The organism is Pseudonocardia terrae (assembly GCF_021343995.1).
GTDB classification, from domain to species: Bacteria; Actinomycetota; Actinomycetes; order Mycobacteriales; family Pseudonocardiaceae; genus Pseudonocardia; species Pseudonocardia terrae.
This window is the reverse complement of sequence record NZ_JAJTTE010000030.1, coordinates 1-19191: the sequence shown is the minus strand read 5'-3', so window position 1 is coordinate 19191 and position 19191 is coordinate 1. Positions and strand designations below refer to the sequence as shown.

Annotated in this window: 16 protein-coding genes; 5 read left to right on the top strand and 11 right to left on the bottom strand. The window is 74.3% G+C overall.

Annotation, left to right across the window (positions count from 1 at the left end):
• Positions 1-68: 68 nt before the first annotated feature.
• Positions 69-4952: an ATP-dependent helicase gene (locus LWC33_RS20250; RefSeq protein WP_233306048.1), complete on the top strand. Its 4884-nt coding sequence runs from the start codon at positions 69-71 to the stop codon at positions 4950-4952.
• A gap of 236 nt (positions 4953-5188) precedes the next feature.
• On the top strand, positions 5189-6148 hold the full coding sequence (locus LWC33_RS20245) for an alpha/beta hydrolase (RefSeq protein ID WP_233305990.1): 960 nt from the start codon (positions 5189-5191) through the stop codon (positions 6146-6148).
• 44 nt (positions 6149-6192) lie between these two features.
• Here the strand turns inward: LWC33_RS20245 and LWC33_RS20240 are convergent, their stop codons facing one another.
• The 3 genes from LWC33_RS20240 to LWC33_RS20230 are packed head-to-tail and all read right to left on the bottom strand — an operon-like array spanning position 6193 to position 9002.
• Positions 6193-6816 (bottom strand): TetR/AcrR family transcriptional regulator, encoded by a 624-nt coding sequence (locus LWC33_RS20240; protein WP_233305989.1) that lies wholly within the window; start codon positions 6814-6816, stop codon positions 6193-6195.
• 21 nt (positions 6817-6837) lie between these two features.
• A complete protein-coding gene (locus LWC33_RS20235; protein WP_233305988.1) occupies positions 6838-8367 on the bottom strand; it encodes a class I adenylate-forming enzyme family protein in 1530 nt (509 codons plus the stop codon).
• Positions 8364-9002: a nitroreductase family protein gene (locus LWC33_RS20230; protein WP_233305987.1), complete on the bottom strand. Its 639-nt coding sequence runs from the start codon at positions 9000-9002 to the stop codon at positions 8364-8366. The genes LWC33_RS20235 and LWC33_RS20230 overlap by 4 nt, the downstream gene beginning before the upstream one ends.
• Positions 9003-9129: 127 nt before the next feature.
• Here LWC33_RS20230 and LWC33_RS20225 point away from each other — a divergent pair, with 127 nt between their 5' ends.
• On the top strand, positions 9130-11112 hold the full coding sequence (locus tag LWC33_RS20225; protein WP_233305986.1) for a flavin-containing monooxygenase: 1983 nt from the start codon (positions 9130-9132) through the stop codon (positions 11110-11112).
• Here the strand turns inward: LWC33_RS20225 and LWC33_RS20220 are convergent.
• From LWC33_RS20220 to LWC33_RS36150, 4 genes are all read right to left on the bottom strand, one after another.
• The gene (locus LWC33_RS20220; RefSeq protein WP_233305985.1) at positions 11058-12281 is read right to left on the bottom strand and encodes a L,D-transpeptidase; all 1224 of its coding nucleotides are present in this window, start codon (positions 12279-12281) and stop codon (positions 11058-11060) included. The genes LWC33_RS20225 and LWC33_RS20220 overlap by 55 nt on opposite strands.
• 115 nt (positions 12282-12396) lie before the next feature.
• Complete coding sequence (locus LWC33_RS20215) at positions 12397-12846, bottom strand: hypothetical protein (protein ID WP_233305984.1); 450 nt, start codon at positions 12844-12846, stop codon at positions 12397-12399.
• Positions 12847-12856: 10 nt separating this feature from the next.
• The gene (locus LWC33_RS20210; protein WP_233305983.1) at positions 12857-13420 is read right to left on the bottom strand and encodes a YidC/Oxa1 family membrane protein insertase; all 564 of its coding nucleotides are present in this window, start codon (positions 13418-13420) and stop codon (positions 12857-12859) included.
• 79 nt (positions 13421-13499) lie between these two features.
• On the bottom strand, positions 13500-13802 hold the full coding sequence (locus LWC33_RS36150) for a DUF6412 domain-containing protein (RefSeq protein ID WP_233305982.1): 303 nt from the start codon (positions 13800-13802) through the stop codon (positions 13500-13502).
• 65 nt (positions 13803-13867) lie between these two features.
• Between LWC33_RS36150 and LWC33_RS20200 the strand changes: the two genes are divergently transcribed.
• On the top strand, positions 13868-14701 hold the full coding sequence (locus LWC33_RS20200; protein ID WP_233305981.1) for a DNA-formamidopyrimidine glycosylase family protein: 834 nt from the start codon (positions 13868-13870) through the stop codon (positions 14699-14701).
• Positions 14702-14779: 78 nt separating this feature from the next.
• On the opposite strand, the gene LWC33_RS20195 is transcribed toward LWC33_RS20200, so the two are convergent.
• From LWC33_RS20195 to rimO, 4 genes are all read right to left on the bottom strand, one after another.
• On the bottom strand, positions 14780-15595 hold the full coding sequence (locus tag LWC33_RS20195; RefSeq protein ID WP_232873070.1) for a PspA/IM30 family protein: 816 nt from the start codon (positions 15593-15595) through the stop codon (positions 14780-14782).
• A gap of 291 nt (positions 15596-15886) precedes the next feature.
• Positions 15887-16258 (bottom strand): helix-turn-helix domain-containing protein, encoded by a 372-nt coding sequence (locus LWC33_RS20190; RefSeq protein ID WP_233305980.1) that lies wholly within the window; start codon positions 16256-16258, stop codon positions 15887-15889.
• A gap of 194 nt (positions 16259-16452) precedes the next feature.
• Positions 16453-17088 carry a CDP-diacylglycerol--glycerol-3-phosphate 3-phosphatidyltransferase gene (gene pgsA / locus LWC33_RS20185; protein WP_233305979.1) on the bottom strand — a complete coding sequence of 212 codons (636 nt, stop codon included), beginning with the start codon at positions 17086-17088 and terminating at the stop codon, positions 16453-16455.
• A gap of 16 nt (positions 17089-17104) precedes the next feature.
• Entirely contained in the window at positions 17105-18580 is a 1476-nt protein-coding gene (gene rimO / locus LWC33_RS20180; RefSeq protein WP_233305978.1) for a 30S ribosomal protein S12 methylthiotransferase RimO, read from the bottom strand.
• A gap of 46 nt (positions 18581-18626) precedes the next feature.
• Between rimO and LWC33_RS20175 the strand changes: the two genes are divergently transcribed.
• On the top strand, positions 18627-19124 hold the full coding sequence (locus tag LWC33_RS20175) for an amino-acid N-acetyltransferase (RefSeq protein WP_233305977.1): 498 nt from the start codon (positions 18627-18629) through the stop codon (positions 19122-19124).
• Positions 19125-19191: the final 67 nt, after the last annotated feature.

Here is a 19191-nt window from a genome sequence, read left to right as displayed (position 1 = left end):
CGGGGTGTGGCTGGTCCTCGGTCGGCCCGAACCTGCTCGGCGGGAAACTGTCGGTGCCCGGGCGCATCATGGGGACCGTGACCTCGCTGGACGGTTTCTCCCCCGCCACCCGGGACTGGTTCCGGGGCGCCTTCGCCGCGCCCACGGCCGCCCAGGAGGGCGCGTGGAGCGCCGCCCAGGCGGGGCGGAACGCGCTGGTCGTGGCGCCCACGGGGTCGGGTAAGACGCTCGCGGCGTTCCTCTGGGCGCTGGACCGGCTGGCGTCGGAGCCGGTGCCCGAGGAGCGCACCCGCCGGTGCCGCGTGCTGTACGTGTCCCCGCTGAAGGCGCTGGCGGTCGACGTGCAGCGAAACCTGCGCGCCCCGCTCACCGGGATCCGGCAGGAGGCGCAGCGGCGCGGCGACCCGGTCCCGGACATCACGGTCGGCATGCGCACCGGCGACACCCCGGCGGACGAGCGGCGCCAGTTCGCCCGCACCCCGCCGGACGTGCTGGTCACCACCCCCGAGTCGCTGTTCCTGCTGCTCACCTCGGCCGCGCGCGAGTCGCTGCGCGGGGTGGAGACCGTGATCCTCGACGAGGTGCACGCCGTCGCGGCGACCAAGCGCGGCGCCCACCTCGCCCTCTCCCTCGAACGGCTGGACGAGCTGCTCGAGAAGCCGACCCAGCGGATCGGCCTGTCCGCCACCGTCCGCCCGCTCGACGAGGTCTCGACCTTCCTGTCCGGCGCGCGGCCGGTCGAGGTCGTGCAGCCGCGCACGCCCAAGACCATCGAGGTCCGGGTGGAGGTCCCCGTGCCGGACCTCGCCGCGCTCGACGAGCGGCCGGCCCCGGGCAGCGCGGACGAGGAGGTCATCGGGTCCGCGGCCGGCGGCGCCCAGCGGCCCTCGATCTGGCCCGCCGTCGAGAAGCGGCTGCTCGACCTGGTGCGCGAGCACCGCTCGACCATCGTGTTCGCCAACTCCCGGCGGCTGGCCGAGCGCCTCACCGCGAAGCTCAACGAGCTGGCCGCGGAGGAAGCCGGCGAGGCGGTGGAGCTCGACCGGTTCCCGGCGGAGGCGATCGGCGAGTCCGGCGTGGGCGGCGGGGCGCCGCCGGTGGTGGCCAAGGCGCACCACGGGTCGATGTCCCGCGAGCAGCGCACCCTCGTGGAGGAGGAGCTCAAGAGCGGCCGGCTGCCGTGCGTGGTGGCCACCTCGAGCCTCGAGCTGGGCATCGACATGGGCGCGGTCGACCTGGTGGTGCAGGTGGAGGCGCCGCCGAGCGTGGCGTCCGGGCTGCAGCGCGTCGGCCGCGCCGGGCACCAGGTCGGCGCGGTGTCGCAGGGCGTGGTGTTCCCGAAGTTCCGCGGCGACCTCGTCTCGTGCGCGGTGGTGGCCGAGCGGATGTCCGGTGGGGCGATCGAGTCGATGCGCTACCCGCGCAACCCGCTCGACGTGCTGGCCCAGCAGGTCGTGGCCATGGTCGCGATGGACCCCTGGAAGCTCGACGAGCTGGCGGCGCTCGTCCGCCGGGCCGCGCCCTTCGCCGCGCTGCCGGACTCGGCGCTGCACTCGGTGCTGGACATGCTGGCCGGCCGCTACCCGTCGGAGGAGTTCGGCGAGCTGCGGGCGCGGATCACCTGGGACCGCGTGACCGACGAGCTGCGCGGCCGCCCCGGCGCTCAGCGTCTCGCGGTCACCTCCGGCGGCACGATCCCCGACCGCGGCCTGTTCACGGTGATGACCCCGGGCGGGGCCGACGGGGCGGGCTCGCGCGTCGGCGAGCTCGACGAGGAAATGGTCTACGAGTCCCGGGTGGGCGACACGTTCCTGCTCGGCACCTCGAGCTGGCGCGTAGAGGACATCACCCACGACCGCGTGATCGTCACGCCCGCGCCCGGGGAGCCGGCGCGGATGCCGTTCTGGAAGGGCGAGTCGATCGGGCGGCCGCTGGAGCTGGGCCGCGCGGTCGGCAGGTTCGTCCGCGAGATGGCCGGGCTCGACGACGAGGAGGCCCGTGCCCGGTCGGCCGCGGCCGGGCTCGACGAGTGGGCGACCGACAACTTGCTCTCCTACCTGCACGAACAGCGCGAGGCCACCCGCCACGTCCCGAGCGACCGCACGATCCTCGTCGAGCGGTTCCGCGACGAGCTGGGCGACTGGCGGCTCGTCGTGCACTCGCCGTTCGGTTCGCAGGTCAACGGGCCGTGGGCGCTCGCGATCGCGGCCCGGATGCGGGAGAAGCGCGGGGTGGAGGTGCACGCCGCCGGGGCGGACGACGGGATCGTGCTGCGCCTGCCCGACGCACTCGACGACAGCGGCGGCGAGGTCGTGCCCACCGCGGAGGACGTGCTGCTCGACCCCGGTGAGGTCGAGCAGATCGTGGTGGCCGAGCTGGGCAATTCGTCGCTGTTCGCCTCGCGGTTCCGCGAGTGCGCGGCCCGGGCGCTGCTGCTCCCCCGGCGCGACCCGAAGCGGCGCAGCCCGCTGTGGCAGCAGCGGCAGCGCTCGGCGCAGCTGCTGGCCGTCGCCGGGAAGTTCGAGCAGTTCCCGATCACCCTCGAGGCGATGCGCGAGTGCGTGCAGGACGTCTACGACCTGCCGGGCCTGCGCGAGCTGATGTCCGACGTGGAGTCGCGCAAGGTCAAGGTGGTCGAGGTGGCCACCCCGCAGCCCTCGCCCTTCGCGCGCAGCCTGCTGTTCGGCTACATCGGAATGTTCCTGTACGAGATGGACGCGCCGCTGGCCGAGCGGCGGGCGGCCGCCCTCTCGCTGGACTCCACGCTGCTCGCCGAGCTGCTGGGCTCGGAGGCGATCCGCGAGCTCCTCGATCCCGAGGTGCTGGCCGAGGTCGAGGCCTCGTTGCAGCGCACCGCGGAGGAACGGCACGCGCGCGACGTCGAGGGCGCGGCCGACCTGCTGCGGTTCGTGGGCGACCTGTCCGAGGCCGACGGCCGGGCCCGCGGCGTCGATCCCGCCTGGTTCGCGGAGCTGGAGGCGCAACGCCGGGCGATCCGAGTGCGGATCGCCGGCGAGGAGCGCGTCGTCGCGATCGAGGACGCGGGACGTATCCGGGACGCGCTGGGCGCGCCCCTGCCGGTCGGCGTCCCCGAGACGTTCACCGAGCCCGTGCCGGACCCGCTCGGTGATCTCGTGCTGCGGTACGCCCGCACGCACGGCCCGTTCACGGCTGCGGAGTGCGCGGCCCGGTTCGGGCTCGGCGTCGCCGTGGTGGCCGGGGTGCTCGACCGGTTGACCGGGGTCGGACGGCTGGTCCGGGGCGAGCTGCGCCCGCAGGCCGCCGGCGGCGGTGAGGGCTCGGTCGAGTACTGCGACGCCGAGGTCCTGCGCCGGCTACGGCGTGCGTCGCTCGCGCGGCTGCGGGCCGAGGTCGAGCCGGTGGAGCAGCGGGCGCTGGGCCGGTTCCTGCCCGCGTGGCAGGGCGTCCGCACCCACGCGGGCGGCGAGCGGCGCGGGCGCATGCGGCGCGCCCCCGGCGCGGAAGACGTGCTCGGGGTGGTCGAGCAGCTGGCCGGGGCGCCGCTGCCGGCGAGCGCCCTGGAGTCGCTGATCCTGCCGGCCCGCCTGCCGGGCTACACGCCGGCCCTGCTCGACGAGCTCACCGCGGCCGGCGAGGTCACCTGGACCGGCTGCGGGCCGCTGGCCGGCAGCGACGGCTGGCTGGCCGTGGCCCCCGCCGACGTCGCGGACCTGCTGCTGCCCGAGCCCGAGCCCGAGATCGCCGCCACGCCGCTGCACCGCGCGCTCCTCCGCGCGCTCGGCCTGCCCGAGCTCGGCGAGCCCGCGGTCGGCGGCGGCGCCCTGTTCTTCCGCCAGCTCGCCGACCAGGCCGGGCGCACGCTCGTGGCGCAGGGCGAGGAAGCCCCGACCGACGACCTGACGGTCACCGCGATCTGGGATCTCGTGTGGGCCGGGCTGCTCACCAACGACACGCTCGGGCCGCTCCGGGCTCGCCTCGGCGGCGGCCGCGGTTCCGGCAGCCGCGGCGCCCCGGCCCACCGGACCCGGCGAAGCGCCTCCCGGGGGCGGTACGCCCAGCTACGGGCGGGGCGGCCGCAGATGCCGAGCCGGACCGGACCGCCCTCGGTGGGCGGCCGATGGGCGCTGGCCGTGGATCGCGAGCCCGATCCCACCCGCCGGGCGCACGCGCGCGCCGAGGCGTTCCTGGAGCGGCACGGGGTGCTGACCCGGGGCGCGCTGGGCACCGAGCGTGTGACCGGCGGGTTCGCCGCGGTCTACAAGGTGCTGCGGGCCATGGAGGACTCCGGTCGGGTACGGCGCGGGTACGTCGTCGAGGGGCTCGGGGCGGCGCAGTTCGCCGTGCCCGGGGCGATCGACCGGGTCCGCGCGCTCTCCAGCCCGGACGGGAGCCCCGCGACGAGCGGATCGGCGTCCACCCCGGCGGCGGGTACTCCGGCCCCCGGTGCGGGCCCGCACCACGGCGGGTTCGGGGACTTCGCCGCTGATCCCTCCGAGACCGTCGCCGGCGGCCACGACCCCGCAGACCCCGCGGACCACCTCGACGGGCGGCACTTCGGGGGGGCCGGGCGCGCACCGCACGACGCGGGCGGCGGCTCCGGGCTGTCGAGGGTCGTGCTGGCGGCGGCCGACCCGGCCCAGCCCTACGGCGCGGCCCTGCCGTGGCCGGCCACGGTCGGCGACTCGAAGCACCGGCCCGGGCGGAAGGCGGGGGCGCTGGTGGTGCTGGTGGAGGGGGCCCCGGCGCTCTACGTCGAGCGCGGCGGCAAGTCCCTGCTGTCGTTCACCACCGAGTACGAGGAGCTCTCGGCGGCCGCGCACGCGCTCGCCGGCGCGGTGCACGAGGGCTGGCTCGGCACGCTCGCGGTCGAGCGCGCCGACGGCGGCGGGGCGCTGGGCTCGGAGCTGGCCGAGGTGCTCACCGAGGCGGGCTTCCGCGTCACGCCGAAGGGCCTGCGCCTCCGGGCGTGAGGATCGGCCCTCCGGCGCAGGGATCATCGGCCGGAGCCGGGTGCAGGGATCATCGGCCGGAGCCGGTGCAGGGATCATCGGCCGGAGCGGGTGCAGGGATCGATCATCGGCGGAAGCCGCCGACCGACCACCGGCCCGATCCGGACGAGCGATCGTTCAGGCTTCCGGCGGATGCAGGCGACCGCATCAGCGACGATGATCGGGTCACCGACTCCGATGCCGTGGGAGGCCCGACCGTGACGACCGTCGAGTACGACTTCGACCCCGAGCTCGCCGCCGCCATTCCGGTGCTACCCGTCCTCGACGTCACCGACCTGCCGGCCGCGCGCGGCGTACTGACCCAGCTGCGCGCCCAGCTGCCCGCACCGGACGAGACGGGCGTGACGGTGACCGAGGTCCTCGTCCCGGGACCCGAGGGCGCTCCCGAGGTGCCGCTGCGGATCTACCGGCCCGACCAGCCGTCCGGCCCCGCCGGCATCTTCGACGTGCACGGCGGCGGCTTCATCATGGGCGATCTCGACGGCGGCCACGCCGCCAACATCGCGATCGCGCGGGGCGTCGGCGCCGTGCTGGTCACGGTGGACTACCGGCTCGCGCCCGAGAACCCGTTCCCGGCGGGGCTGGAGGACTGCTACGCCGGGCTGGCCTGGTTCGCCGAGCACGCCGCGGAGTACGGCGTGGATCCCGACCGGATCGCGATCCACGGCATCAGCGCCGGCGGCGGCCTGTGCGCCGCGCTCGCGATGCTGGCGCGGGACCGGGGCGGTCCGGCGATCGCCTTCCAGTACCTGGGGGTCCCCGAGGTCGACGACCGGCTGGAGACGCCGAGCATGCGCGCCTTCACCGACACGCCGATCTGGAACCGGCCCAACGCCGTCGTCAGCTGGGACTCCTATCTGGGCGAGGGCGTCCGCGGCACGGACGGGGTCTCGCCGTACGCCGCCCCCGCCCGGGCCACCGACCTGTCCGGCCTGCCGCCCGCCTACGTCTCGGTGATGGCCTTCGACCCCCTGCGCGACGAGGGCATCGCCTACGCGCTGGCCCTGCAGACCGCCGGCGTCCCGGTGGAGCTGCACCTGTTCCCCGGGACCTTCCACGGCTCGTCGCTGATCGAGGACGCCACGATCTCGAAGCGGGAGGCCGCCGAGCGGGTCGCCGTCCTCCGGCAGGCCCTCGACCTGCCCCGCCGCGACTGACACGACCCGACCGGCCCGCCGCGACTGACACGGCGGGCGGCCCCTCAGGCGAGGGCCCCGCCCGCCCCGAGCGTCCGGGCGACGACGAGCTCGACGTAGCCCTCGACGGCCGCGTCGAGCGAGAGGCCGCGGTCGTCGCGGAACCAGCCGCTGAAGCCGTTGAGCATGTCGAGCACCGCGAACGCGGCGAGCTGCGCGTCGGGCACCGTGAACTCGCCGGACCGTGCGCCGGCCGTGATCACGTCCCGGACCCGCCGCTGGTAGTAGCGGCGGTGCCCGTCGATCTCCGCACGGTGCTCCGGGGTCAGCGACGCCATCTCGTGCAGGCCCACGAGGTGCTCGACCCGCCGGCGGTACAGGTGCCGCAGATGCGCCCGGACCAGCATGGCCATCCGCTGCGCCGGCGTGCCCGCGGCGTCGAGCAGGGGCAGGTTCTCCTCGCACGGCTCGCGCGTCACCGTCAGGCAGACCGCGTAGAGGATCTCCTCCTTGGCCGCGAAATGGTGGTAGAGGCTGGCCCCGCGGATGCCGACGGCGTCGGCGATGTCCCGCATCCCGACGTGCGCGTACCCGCGGTCGGCGAAGGTCCGGGCCGCCGTGGTCACGATCTCCTCGCGGCGCAGCCGGGTCCGCGCCGTCCGGGACAGCGCCAGGGGTTCCTGCGTCACGCCGTCACCCCCTCACCCCGGTCACACGGCGACCTTCCGCAGCTCGCGCTTGAGGATCTTGCCCTGCGGGTCGACGGGCAGCTCGGCCACCACGTGCACCGCCTTGGGCACCTTGTAGCCGGCCATCCGCTCCTTGCAGAAGGCGATCACCTCGGCGGGATCGACGCTCGTGCCCTCCTGCGGGACCAGGAACGCCGTGACCGCCTCGGACCAGTACTCGTCCGGCCTCCCGACGACCGCCGCCCGCAGCACCCCGGGGTGCTCGTGCAGCACCCGCTCGACCTCCTGCGACGAGACGTTCATGCCGCCCGACTTGATCACGTCCTTGAGCCGGTCGCGGAAGAAGAGGTTGCCGGCGGCGTCGATGCGGACCATGTCGCCGGTGTGCACCCAGCCGTCGACCATGACCTCGGCGGTCCGCGTCGGGTCGCGGTGATAGCCGAGCATGACCGACGGCGTGCGGCACAGCAGCTCGCCGATCTCGGCGTCGCGGCCCTCGGCGTCGACGACCCGGACCTCCAGGTGCGAGACCGGGGTGCCGATCCAGGTGGGGTCCTGGTCCGGGACGTCGTCGAGCGTGCGGAACCAGCCGACGGTGCCGAGCTGGGACAGCTCGGACTGCCCCCAGTAGGTGCCCCAGACGACGCCGGGCGCGGCCGCCGCCCACGCCGAGATCCCGTGCGGGGCGACCTGGCCGCCGTAGGTCATGCACCGCCGGACTGACCCGACGGCGTCGGCACCGAAGCCCGCCTGCCCGGCCAGGGCCAGGTAGAACGTGGGGGTCTGCGCGATCACCGTGACCCGTTCGCGGGCGATGATCTCCAGCGAGCGGGCGGGGTCGGTGGTCGCGGGCAGCACCAGCGTGGCGCCCATGAGCGTCAGCGTGGTCATCGAGCCGAGCCCGGCGATCGTGTGGAACGGCATCACGAACAGCCAGGTGTCGTCCGGCCCGGTGCGCAGGCCCCAGCTCCACGCGGGCGCCGTGGAGATCAGGTAGTTGCGGTGCGGGACCAGCACGCCCTTCGGCGTGGCCTCGGTGCCGGAGGTGTAGACGAGCATCGCGACGTCGTGCTCGTCGACCTCGGCCTCCGGCTCGGTGTCCGCCGCCGGCAGCTCCGCGCCGTACTCGACCAGAGCCGTCCCGGCCGGCAGCACGTCCCCGACCAGCGCGGCGAACGCCGGCGCGGCCAGCACGACCCGGGGCTCGGCGTGCCCGAGCTGGTGTGCGACCTCCGCGGAGCGGTGCAGCGGGTTGATGCCGGTGAACGCCGCGCCGAGCTTGAGCGCGCCGTAGTAGGCGGCCACGACGTCGACCGAGTTGGGCGCCATCGACGCGACGACGTCGCCGCGGCCGACCCCGAGCCCGCGCAGCAGATGGGCATACCGGTTCGCCCGCCGGTCCAGCTCGGCGTAGGTGGTCTCCGAGCGGGTCCCGTCCGCCGTGTACCCGACGACGGCGACCGCCGCGGGCCGGGTGCGTGCGTGCCGCCGCAGCTGGTCACCGATCGTGGCGCGGGCCAGCGGGCGGGTGTACTGGTCGGCGAGGGTCATGCGAAGAGCGGGGAGCCGAAGGTGTCGGCGAAGACGGTGTCCTCGACCGGCTGGCGGCTGAGCCGGTGCGGGAAGCCCTTGGCCGGGTAGCCGATCGCGACGTGCGCGGCCGTGATGATCCCGTCCGGGATCTCGAGCAGCTTGCGCACCTCGGGCTCGGCGTGGCAGAGCAGCGTGGTCACGGCGGACCCGACGCCCTGGTCGCGCAGCGCGAGGCAGAAGTTCTGCATGGTCGGGTAGATCGACGCCCCGCCGACCACGGACAACCGGCCGAGCTCGTGGTCGGTGGGGTGCAGCCCGTCGAGCTCGGCGCAGACGACGACGATCGCGGGCGCCTCGGCGAGGTGCTCGGCGAAGTGGTCGGCGTCGGCGACCGCCTTCGGCACGGCCCCCACGCGGACGTCGCCGATCCCGACGCCGGCCAGGTAGGCCTTCCACGGCGGCAGGTAGAGGTCGGCGAGGGCGCGCTTGCGGTCCGCGTCGCGGACCACGACCCATCGCAGCGGCTGCCGGTTGCCACCCTGCGGGCCGAAGCGGGCGGCGTCGAACGCGCGGTGCAGCACCTCGTCCGGCACCGGGTCCGGGGTGAAGTACCGGCAGGTGCCGGTGGTCCGCATCGCCTCGGTCAGCTCCATCGCTGCCTCCCTGTCCATGGTTAGGTGTTGGGGAGGAGCATGCGGCGACACACGACACTCGTCAAGTGCTCAGATGCTGGGGCGCCTTCCCTGTTTGCCTAACCGCGGTTAGGCTCGCGTTCGGCTCATGACGACGGGGAGGTCGCTGATGGGGTTCGTGCCGTTCGCGCCGGAGCGCGCGCCGATCGACCGTGCCGCGCTGGTCGCGGCGCTGGAGCAGGCGAACCTTCCGTCGCTGGTCGCGGTGCTGTACCAGCTGACCGGCGACCGGCGCTGGCTCGCCGACCCGTACCGCCCCACCCGCAGCCGCGGGATGGAGGACAACGACCCGGGCGGCTTCCCGCCGGAGATCCGGGCCGAGATCCGGGCCGCCGCGGCCGACGCCGTGTGCGCCTGGGCCGACGGCGCACCGGTCGCCGTCCCGGCCCCGACCGGCGAGGTGTTGGCGGAGATCATGAGCGCGGCCGTCGGCGAGGTCGTGCCGCTCGAGTACGCCGAGATGACCGCCGAGGACATGGGCTTCGCCCCGGTCGAGGTGCGGCGCGCCCCGCCCGGCGCCCCGCGGGCGATCGTGATCGGCGCGGGCGTGTCCGGGATGCTCGCGTCGATCCGGCTGGCCGAGGCCGGGATCGAGCACGTCGTGCTGGAGAAGAACGCCGACGTCGGCGGCACCTGGCTGGAGAACGCCTACCCGGGCGCCGGCGTCGACACCCCGAGCCACCTGTACTCGTACTCCTTCGCGCCGCGGGACTGGACCACCCACTTCGGCAAGCGGGACGAGGTGTGGGAGTACCTGGGTGCCGTCGCGGACCGGCACGGCCTGCGCGAGCGGATCCGCTTCGGCACCGAGGTCGTGGCCGCGACCTGGGCGGACGGGTACTGGACGGTCCGGACGGCCGCCGGCGAGGAGCTCACGGCGGAGGTCGTGATCACCGCGACGGGGCAGCTCAACCGGCCCAAGGTCCCGCCGATCCCCGGTCTCGACCGCTTCCGCGGCCCGCTCTTCCACACCGCCGAATGGCCCGCCGACCTCGACCTGACCGGCAAGCGGGTCGTGGTGATCGGCACGGGCGCGAGCGCGATGCAGGTCGTCCCCGCCGTCGCCGGGCAGGTGGCGCACCTGACGGTCTTCCAGCGCTCGCCGCAGTGGGTCGCCCCCAACGAGGTCTACTTCTCCCCCGTCCCCGAGGGCGCCCGGTACCTGGTGGAGCACGTGCCCTTCTACCGGCTCTGGTACCGCACCCGGCTGGCCTGGAACACCAACGACCGCGTGCACCCCGGCCTGCAGAAGGACCCGGCGTGGGAGCACCCGGAGCGTGCGGTCAACGCCCTCAACGACGGCCACCGGCGCGTCTTCACCCGCTACCTGGAGGCCCAGCTCGCGGGCCGGCCCGACCTGGTCGCCAAGGCGCTGCCGGACTACCCGCCCTTCGGCAAGCGGATGCTGCTGGACAACGGCTGGTTCGCGGCCCTGCGCCGGGAGAACGTCACCCTGCTCACCGAAGCCGTGACCGAGGTGACCGAGACCGGGGTGCGCGGGTCCGACGGGGCCGAGGTCGAGGCCGACGTGGTCGTCCTCGCGACCGGCTTCCACACGCACCGGGTGCTGTGGCCGATCGAGGTCCGGGGGCGTTCCGGCCGGCGGATCGACGAGGTCTGGGGCCCGGAGGACGCCCACGCCCACCTCGGCATCACCGTGCCGGACTTCCCGAACCTGTTCCTGACCTGCGGACCGGGCACCGTGCTCGGCCACGGCGGCAGCTACATCACCATCGCCGAGTGCCAGGTGCGCTACATCGTGGACCTGCTGGTCGCGATGGCCGAGCGGGGCGTCGGCGCGGTCGAGGTGCACCCCGAGGTGGAGGCGGACTACGTGCGCCGCCACGACGAGGCGCACGAGGCCATGATCTGGACCCACCCCGGCATGCGGAACTGGTACCGCAACGCCGCCGGGCGCGTGGTCTCCGCGCTGCCGTGGCGGATCGTCGACTACTGGCGGATGACCCGCGAGCCCGACCTGCGGGACTTCCGGATCGAGGAGCGGACCGGCGCGGGCTACAGGGCGGAGCCGGCCTTCCAGTCCGCCCAGCTCAGCTCCCAGTCGCCGTAGGTGTCGTAGACCGGCAGGGCCGGGCCGCCCGAGTTGGTGATCTCCACGACGTCCCCGATGCCGAAGTGGTCGAAGAACCACTGGGCGTCGGCGGGCGCGAGGTTCACGCAGCCGTGCGACACGTTCGAGTTGCCCTGCTGCCCGACGGACCACGGCGCGGAGTGCACGAACTCGCCGTCGTTGGAGATCCGCTCGTCGAGGTCGACCTTCTCCTTGTAGTAGCCGGGCTGGCCCTGGCACACGCCGTAGGTGCAGGAGTCCATGACGATCGACGGCTGCTTGTCCGAGATGACGTGCGGGCCGGTGTGCGACGGGAAGCCCGGCGAGCCCAGGCTGATGTTCATGGTCTTGACCAGCTGGCCGTTGTCGAAGATCTGCATCTGCTCGGTGGCGCCGTCGGCCTTGGCGACCCAGGCGTCGTGCACCTTGACCGTCATGGTGCGGTCGGTCGAGCCGTAGGTACCGGCGCCGAGGTCCACGCCGTAGAGGTCGGCCTTGACCGTCAGGGTGGTGCCCGGCTTCCAGTACTGCTGCGGGCGGTAGTGCACCTCGGTGTTCGAGATCCAGTACCAGCTGCCGGCCTGCGCCGGGCTGGAGGTCACGGAGAGCTGCTTCTCGGCGGCGGCGCGGTCGGTGATCGCGTGGTCGAAGCGCACGACGATGGGCTGCCCGACGCCGACCGTCGGCACCGAGTTCGGGGCCGGGATGAACGACGGGTAGGCCTGGGCCTTCGGGTCGATGGTCGCGACCGTGCCGTCGGTGTGCCCGGGTGCCTGGTCGCGGTCCAGCGTGTCGACGCCGACGGAGTACGTCGCCGAGTACGCGAGGTCGCCGGTGGAGGTCCAGGTGTGCCCGTCGGGCGCGAGGGTGCCGTCGACGGCCTTGCCCGTCGAGGCGTTCGTGACGTGCACGGCCTGCGCGGTGCCGTCGGCGACGGTCACGGTGATCGGCTGCGTCGGGTTCAGCGCGGTGCCCTGCTCGGGCGTGATGTGGACGACGGGTGCGGGCGCGGCATCGATCGTCGGGAGCCCGGCCACCGGGGCGAGCCCGGTCGCGCCGAAGGCGCCCGCCGCGGCACTGGGGTGGCTGCCCACGAAGACCCCGAGACCGAGCAGGACCACGGTCGCGACCCCCAGCGCGGTGGCACCCCACCGTCGCGTCACCTTCATCCCCACCGTCCTCCGCCGTAGACCGCGCAACATTGTGACGACGTGAGCACGACCACCCGGCAGCGGTACGCGAACGTCCCGATCGGGCGATTTCGTCCCGGACGAACCGGACGGATCACTGCCCGACCGCGGCGACGAGCGCCCGCAGGCCCTCCTGCATCGACGCCAGGTCCGGCCCGCAGGCCGCGGCCGGGCCGGGCGGGGCGCCGACGGGGATGCACTGGTCCTGAGTGAACCGGTTGACCGCCCCGTCGACGTCGTCGGCCGCCTTCGTCAGGGCCTGGGGCGCGGCGACCTGGCCCGCCTCGGCCCGCGCGGCGGGCACCACGTTCTGCACCTCGCGGACGAACCGCGCGCAGTCGGGGTAGATCTGCGCGGCCGGCTGCGTGGCGCACTCGTCGAGGGAGATCGACGCGAGCTTGGTCCGCAGCGCGGGGAGGGTCGCGCTGGGCGCGCCGTTGCCGCCGGAGCTCGCGGCGTGGGTCGTCGACTCGCCGCACCCGGCCAGCGCCGCGAGCGCCACGGCGACCGCGGCCGCCAGGCGGGCCTTTCGGAACGTGCTCACCCCGTCGACCCTAGGCGCCCGGCCGGACCCGGGCCGCCGTCGCCCCGGGTTTGCGGATCGGCTTCTGACCCGGGCGTGGTGCACGGGCGGGCGTCGGTGCAGGTGTGGGTACGGCTGCCGGCGGCTGTTCCCGCGCCACGACCCGGCCGATCACGTGCTGCTGCCCGAGCGTCCACGCGTTGCTGGTCAGCCAGTAGACGAGGATCGCGATCGGGAACGGGAAGAACAGGCCGCCCACGATCGCCCCCAGCGGGAACAGCCACGGCGTGAGCTTCATGAACTCGGCGACCTGCGCGGTCTGCGGGTCGCTCGCCGGCTGCTGCTGCCGCAGCGACCGGCGTGCCGTGCCGTGCCGCTTCTTGAGCTCGGCGAGCTGCGGGGCGATCCGGCGCATCCGCTGGGCCGAGCGCATCTGGCTCAGCACCGGCTTGATCATCAGCGCGCGCAGGGTCAGCGCCAGGAACACCACGGACAGGGCCCACGCCACGCCGCTGCTCGGGCCCAGCACCAGGCCGAACGCCTGGTGCCAGAACCACATGACGGCGGACACGGGGTAGTACAGGAAGTCGAGCACGTGCACACCTCCACCTCCCGGGGCCGGGAGGGAGTCGGGTTCTCGGGACGCCGGGGAGCCCGGCGGCGGAGTGGGGTGACTACACCGCCGGGAGGAGACCCGACAGTGCGCGTGCGCGTGTGCGACCCGGGGCGTCCGGGTCGAGCTGGCGGAGGACCCGCGCGCGGGAGGCCCGGCAGTGCCCGTGCCGGCGGACCGCCGCGGGCCCGCGGGCCGAGGTCGCCCGCAGGACGGCCGACGCATGCCGCGCCAGCCCGATCGCCCAGAGCGCGGCGCCGACGACACCGAGCAGCACGCTCGGCTCCGCCGCCACGAGGGCCCAGCCGGTGAGGAGCAGCGCGAGCAGCAGCACCCCGCTGCGCTCGATCGCTCTCCCGGTCACGGCACCGTGGTGGCACGGCGGACGACCGGGGCGCGGCCGCCGCCGGGCGGCGGTAGCGTCGAGGGGTGCCCGAGGGCGACACCGTCCACCTGGCCGGCAGACGCCTGAACGCGGCGCTCACCGGGCAGACGCTGCTGCGCGGGGAGATCCGGCACCCGCGGCTCGCGGGCGTCGACCTGGCCGGGATCGGGGTCGTCGGCGTCGCGTCGGTGGGCAAGCACCTCTTCACGCGGTTCGACGACGGGCGGAGCCTGCACAGCCACTTCCGCATGGACGGCGCGTGGCACCTGTACCGTCCCGGGATGCGGTGGCGGCGCCCCGGGTACGAGGCCCGCGCGGTGCTCGAGGTGCCGGAGCGCGTGGCCGTCGGGTTCGCCCTGCACGACCTGGAGCTGCTGCGTACCGAGGAGGAGTCGCGGCTCGTCGGGCACCTCGGGCCCGACCTGCTCGACCCGGCGTGGGGCCCGGAGCACGAGGCCGAGGCGCTCCGCCGGCTCACCGCGCGCGCCCACCACGAGCTGGGCCTGGCGCTGCTGGAGCAGCGGGTGATGGCCGGGGTCGGCAACCTCTACAAGACCGAGATCTGCTTCCTGCTCGGCCTCTCGCCGTGGACGCTCGTGCGGGACACCCCGGACCTGCCCGCCGTCGTCGCGCTCGCCCGCAAGCTCCTGCTGGCCAACGCCGACCGGCCCGAGCAGACCACCACGGGGTCGTTGCTGCCCGCCGAGGCCCACTGGGTCTTCGAGCGCGGGGGCCGGCCCTGCCGCCGCTGCGGCACCCGGATCCGGGTCGCCGAGCAGGGCGACGGCGTCTACGCCCGCGTCGCCTACTGGTGCCCGCGCTGCCAGCCCGGTCCGGCCCCGCGCCCGGTCCGCACCCGTCGCCCGCCGCGCCGCTGAGAGCGGCGCTGAGAACGGCGCTGAGAACGGCGGACGCCGCCGGCCTCGGGGAGGCGGGCGGCGTCCGGAGCGGGTGGCTCAGGCGGTGCCGGGCTGCTGCTGCCCCTGCGGGGTGCTCTGCGGCGCGGCCGGGATCTGCTGGGTCGGCTTCTCCTCCGACCCGGAGATCGGGGTGCCGTGCATCGAGGCGCGGATCTGCTCGAGCCGGTTGGCGCCCGCCATGTCGACGGTCGCCTGCTGGACCTCGAGCATCCGGCCCTGGACCGAGTTCTGCGCCAGCTCGGCCGAGCCGATCGCGTTGGCGTAGCGGCGCTCGATCTTGTCCCGGACCTCCTCGAGCGACGGCGTGTTGCCCGGCGCCGAGAGCTCGGTCATCTGCCGCAGGGAGGCCGCGGCCTGCTCCTGCATCTTCGCCTGCTCGAGCTGGCTGAGCAGCTTCGTGCGCTCGGCGATCTTCTGCTGCAGCATCATCGAGTTGCGCTCCACGGCCTGCTTGGCCTGGGCGGCGGCGCCGATCGACTGGTCGTGCAGCGTCTTGAGGTCCTCGACGGACTGCTCGGCCGTGACCAGCTGGGTGGCCGTGGCCTGCGCGGCCTGCTCGTACTGCTGCGCCTTCTGCTCGTCGCCCTGGGCCCGCGCCTGGTCCGCGAGGACCAGCGCCTGGCGCGCTGACGCCTGCAGCTTCTCGATCTCCCCCAGCTGCCGGTTGAGCTTCATCTCCAGCTGGCGCTGGTTGCCGATGACGGCCGCCGCCTGCTGCGAGAGCGCCTGGTGCTGGCGCTGTGCGTCCTCGATGGCCTGCTGGATCTGCACCTTCGGGTCCGCGTACTCGTCGACCTTCGACGAGAACAGGGCCATCAGGTACTTCCAGGCCTTCGTGAAACCGTTGGCCATCTGCTCCGCCTACCTCCGAGTGCGAACCGGGTACCGCCTTCACCGAGCGGCCCGTGTGTGTCCCCCCGCGACCGCCGAGCGGTGCTCTTGCGCCCATCGTGGCATCGCCACGGCCTCGGGTGCCACCGCGTGCGGACGATATCGGGGATCGTCCCGAGGCCGCCCTCGGGGCGACCCGGGGCCCAGGCTACCGGGCGCCGGGGCGCCGGTGCGGGAGGAACGGACGAACCGGACGGGCGCGGACGGGTCCGCCCACAGCCGGATCTCAGTGAGCCGGGAACCCGGCGGGACTCAGGCCGCCGACGCGACCGGGGTGCCCGGACGACCGCCGAGCGGGGCGCCGGTGCGCACCGGCGCCAGGCGCAGGTCGGTGTGCCGCTGCCCGATCGGGACCAGGGTGTCGTTGCGCCCGACGAACTCCAGCTGCTCGTCCCGCGTCATCTCGCTGATGACCTCGGCGAGCAGGTCCGGCAGGGCGACGTCGAGCGCCTCGCAGATCGAGGCGAGCAGCTCGCTCGAGGGCTCCTTGCGGCCGCGCTCGACCTCCGAGAGGTAGCCGAGGCTGACGCGAGCGGCGCGGGAGACGTCACGCAGGGTGCGCTTCCGCAGGGTGCGGGCACGCCGAAGGCTGCCACCGATCGCCTCACGCAGCAGCAGAGCCATGCGCCCACCCTCCTCGTCGACCCGAGCCACCCCGTCCGGGGGACGGGGTGCTCCCACCGTACCGAGTCGGGAGCGCCCGCGTCGCCGCAGCGCGGCGCCGGACACGTCCGCCGTGGGCGAACAGCCACGCTCAGGCGTGATCGGGCACGGCGCAGCGGCCAGGCACGGCGCAGCGGCCAGGCACGGCGCAGCGGTCAGGCACGGCGCAGCGCGGCACGGGCCGCGGCGCGCAGCCGGACCGCCCGCACCACGTAGTCCAGACCGGTCACCACGGTGAGCACGATCGCCACGGCCATCAGCGTCCAGCGCACGACCTCGATGGCCCCCGTCGCCGCGGGCAGGAGCAGCGTCAGCGGCAACACGTAGAGCCCGATCGCGAACGTCTGGACCAGCGTCTTGAGCTTCCCGCCCTTGCTCGCCGGGATCACCCCGTGCCGGATCACCCAGAACCGCAGCAGCGTCACGCCGATCTCACGACCCATGATCACGATCGTGACCCAGCAGGGCAGCAGGCCCAGCACCGACAGCCCGACCAGGGCCGCGCCCATCAGCGCCTTGTCGGCGATGGGGTCGGCGATCTTGCCGAACGACGTGACCAGCCCCCGCTTGCGCGCGATCTCGCCGTCGAACCGGTCGGTGATCGCGGCGACGGCGAACAGCAGGGCCGCGACGAGTCGCCAGCCCAGGTCCGTGCCGTCGAGGTGCAGCAGGGCGAGCAGGAAGAAGGGGACGAGCAGGAGCCGGACGCCGGTCAGGACGTTCGCGATGTTCAGCAGCGGGACCGCGTTCTCCGGCGAGGCGACGGGCTCCTCGGCCGGGACCGCGCTCATCGCGCTCCCCCGGCGCTCATCCCGCCGTTCCCACGGCCACGAGGCCGGCGGCGGCCGGGACCACGACCTCGCGGGCCTCGACGACCAGGTCCGCGCCCTCGGAGTCGATCACCTCGGCCCGCACGAACGCGCCGGGTTCGAGGGGCTCGCCGTCGAGCTCGCCGGAGACGAACACGCACTCGCCGTCGACCTCGGGGGCCTGGTGCGCGGCGCGCCCGGTGGCGTCCTCGGTCTCCGACTCGGCCGTCTCCACCAGCACGACGACCTCGGTGCCGATCCGCTCCTCGGCCCGCTGGGTCATCAGCTCGTCGACCAGCGCGGAGATCCGCTCGACGCGCGCGGCGACCTCCGCCGGGTCGAGCTTGCCCTCGTAGCCGGCGGCCTCGGTGCCCTCCTCGTCCGAGTACCCGAAGACGCCCACGGCGTCGAGCCGGGCGCCCGTCAGGAACGCCTCCAGCTCGGCGAGGTCCTCCTCGGTCTCCCCCGGGAACCCGACGATCACGTTGCTGCGGATGCCCGCCTCGGGCGCGAGGGCGCGGATGCGCTCGCAGAGGTCGAGGAAGTCCGTCCGGGAGCCGAAGCGGCGCATCCGGCGCAGGACCGGGTTCGACGCGTGCTGGAAGGACAGGTCGAAGTAGGGCGCGACGCCGTCCGTGGTCCCGACGACCTGCAGCAGGTCGGGGCGGGTCTCGGCGGGCTGCAGGTAGCTGACCCGCACCCGCTCGATCCCGGGGATCGCCGCGAGCCGCGGCAGCAGGTCCACCAGGGCCCGCGTGCCGCCTGGCAGGTCCTTCCCGTACGACGTCGAGTTCTCGCTCACCAGCACGAGCTCCCGTACCCCGTCCCGGGCGAGCCATGCGGCCTCCGCGAGCACCTCGTCCGGATGACGCGAGACGAACGAGCCGCGAAAGGACGGGATCGCACAGAACGCGCAGCGCCGGTCGCAGCCCGACGCCAGCTTGAGGTTCGCGACCGGGCCGGTGCTGAGCCGGCGGCGCGCGAGGTCGGGGACCCACGCGTGGCCGGGGATCGCGATGTCGGTGCTCGCCTCCGGGCGCTGCACCGGCGAGATCGGGAGCAGGGTGCGGCGGTCGACCGGGATGTGCGGCGCCGGGGCGTGCCCGGCGACCACGTCGCCCAGGCGCTCCGCGAGGTCCGGGTAGGCGTCGAAGCCGAGCACGGCGTCGGCCTCGGGGAGGCTGTCGGCCAGCTCCTTGCCGTACCGCTCGGCCATGCAGCCGACCGCGACCACCTTGGCGCCGCGGCCCTTCGCCACGTCCGACGCCGAGAGCAGCGTGTCGATCGAGTCCTTCTTGGCCTGCTCGACGAAGCCGCACGTGTTCACGACGATCACATCCGCCTCGTCGGCCTCGGCCAGCTCCCAGCCGCTACCGGCCAGCCGGCCGGCGAGCTCCTCGGAGTCGACCTCGTTGCGGGCGCAGCCCAGGGTCAGCAGGGCGGCCCGGCGGGGCGCGGCGTCACGGGAACTCACGAGTCACAGGGTAGACGGCAGCTCGCATGATCTACGCTCCACCGCCATGGCAGCGGTGGCCGTCCGGCGGGCGCGCACCGCCGACGTGACGACGATCAAGTCCCTCGTGGACAACTACGCGGGCAAGGTGCTGCTCGCCAAGGAGATCGTGACGCTCTACGAGTCGGTGCAGGAGTTCCTGGTCGCGGAGATCGACGGCGAGGTCGTCGGGTGCGGGGCGTTGCACGTGCTGTGGGAGGACCTCGGCGAGATCCGCACGGTCGCGGTGCACCCCAAGGTGCTGGGGCGCGGGGCGGGGCACGCGCTCGTCTCGGCGCTGATCGACGGGGCCCGTGAGCTCGGGCTCAAGCGGCTGTTCGTGCTCACCTTCGAGCGGCACTTCTTCGGCCGGCACGGCTTCGCCGAGATCGACGGCACGCCGGTGTCGCAGGAGGTGTTCAACGCGATGCTGCGCTCCTACGACGCCGGGGTCGCGGAGTTCCTCGACCTCGCCCACGTCAAGCCCAACACCCTCGGCAACGTCCGCATGCTGCTGACCCTGTAGGCGCGGCAGATCTCCGCGAGTCGCGCCCCGGGCTCCCGCGAGTCGCGCCCCGGGCTCCCGCGAGTCG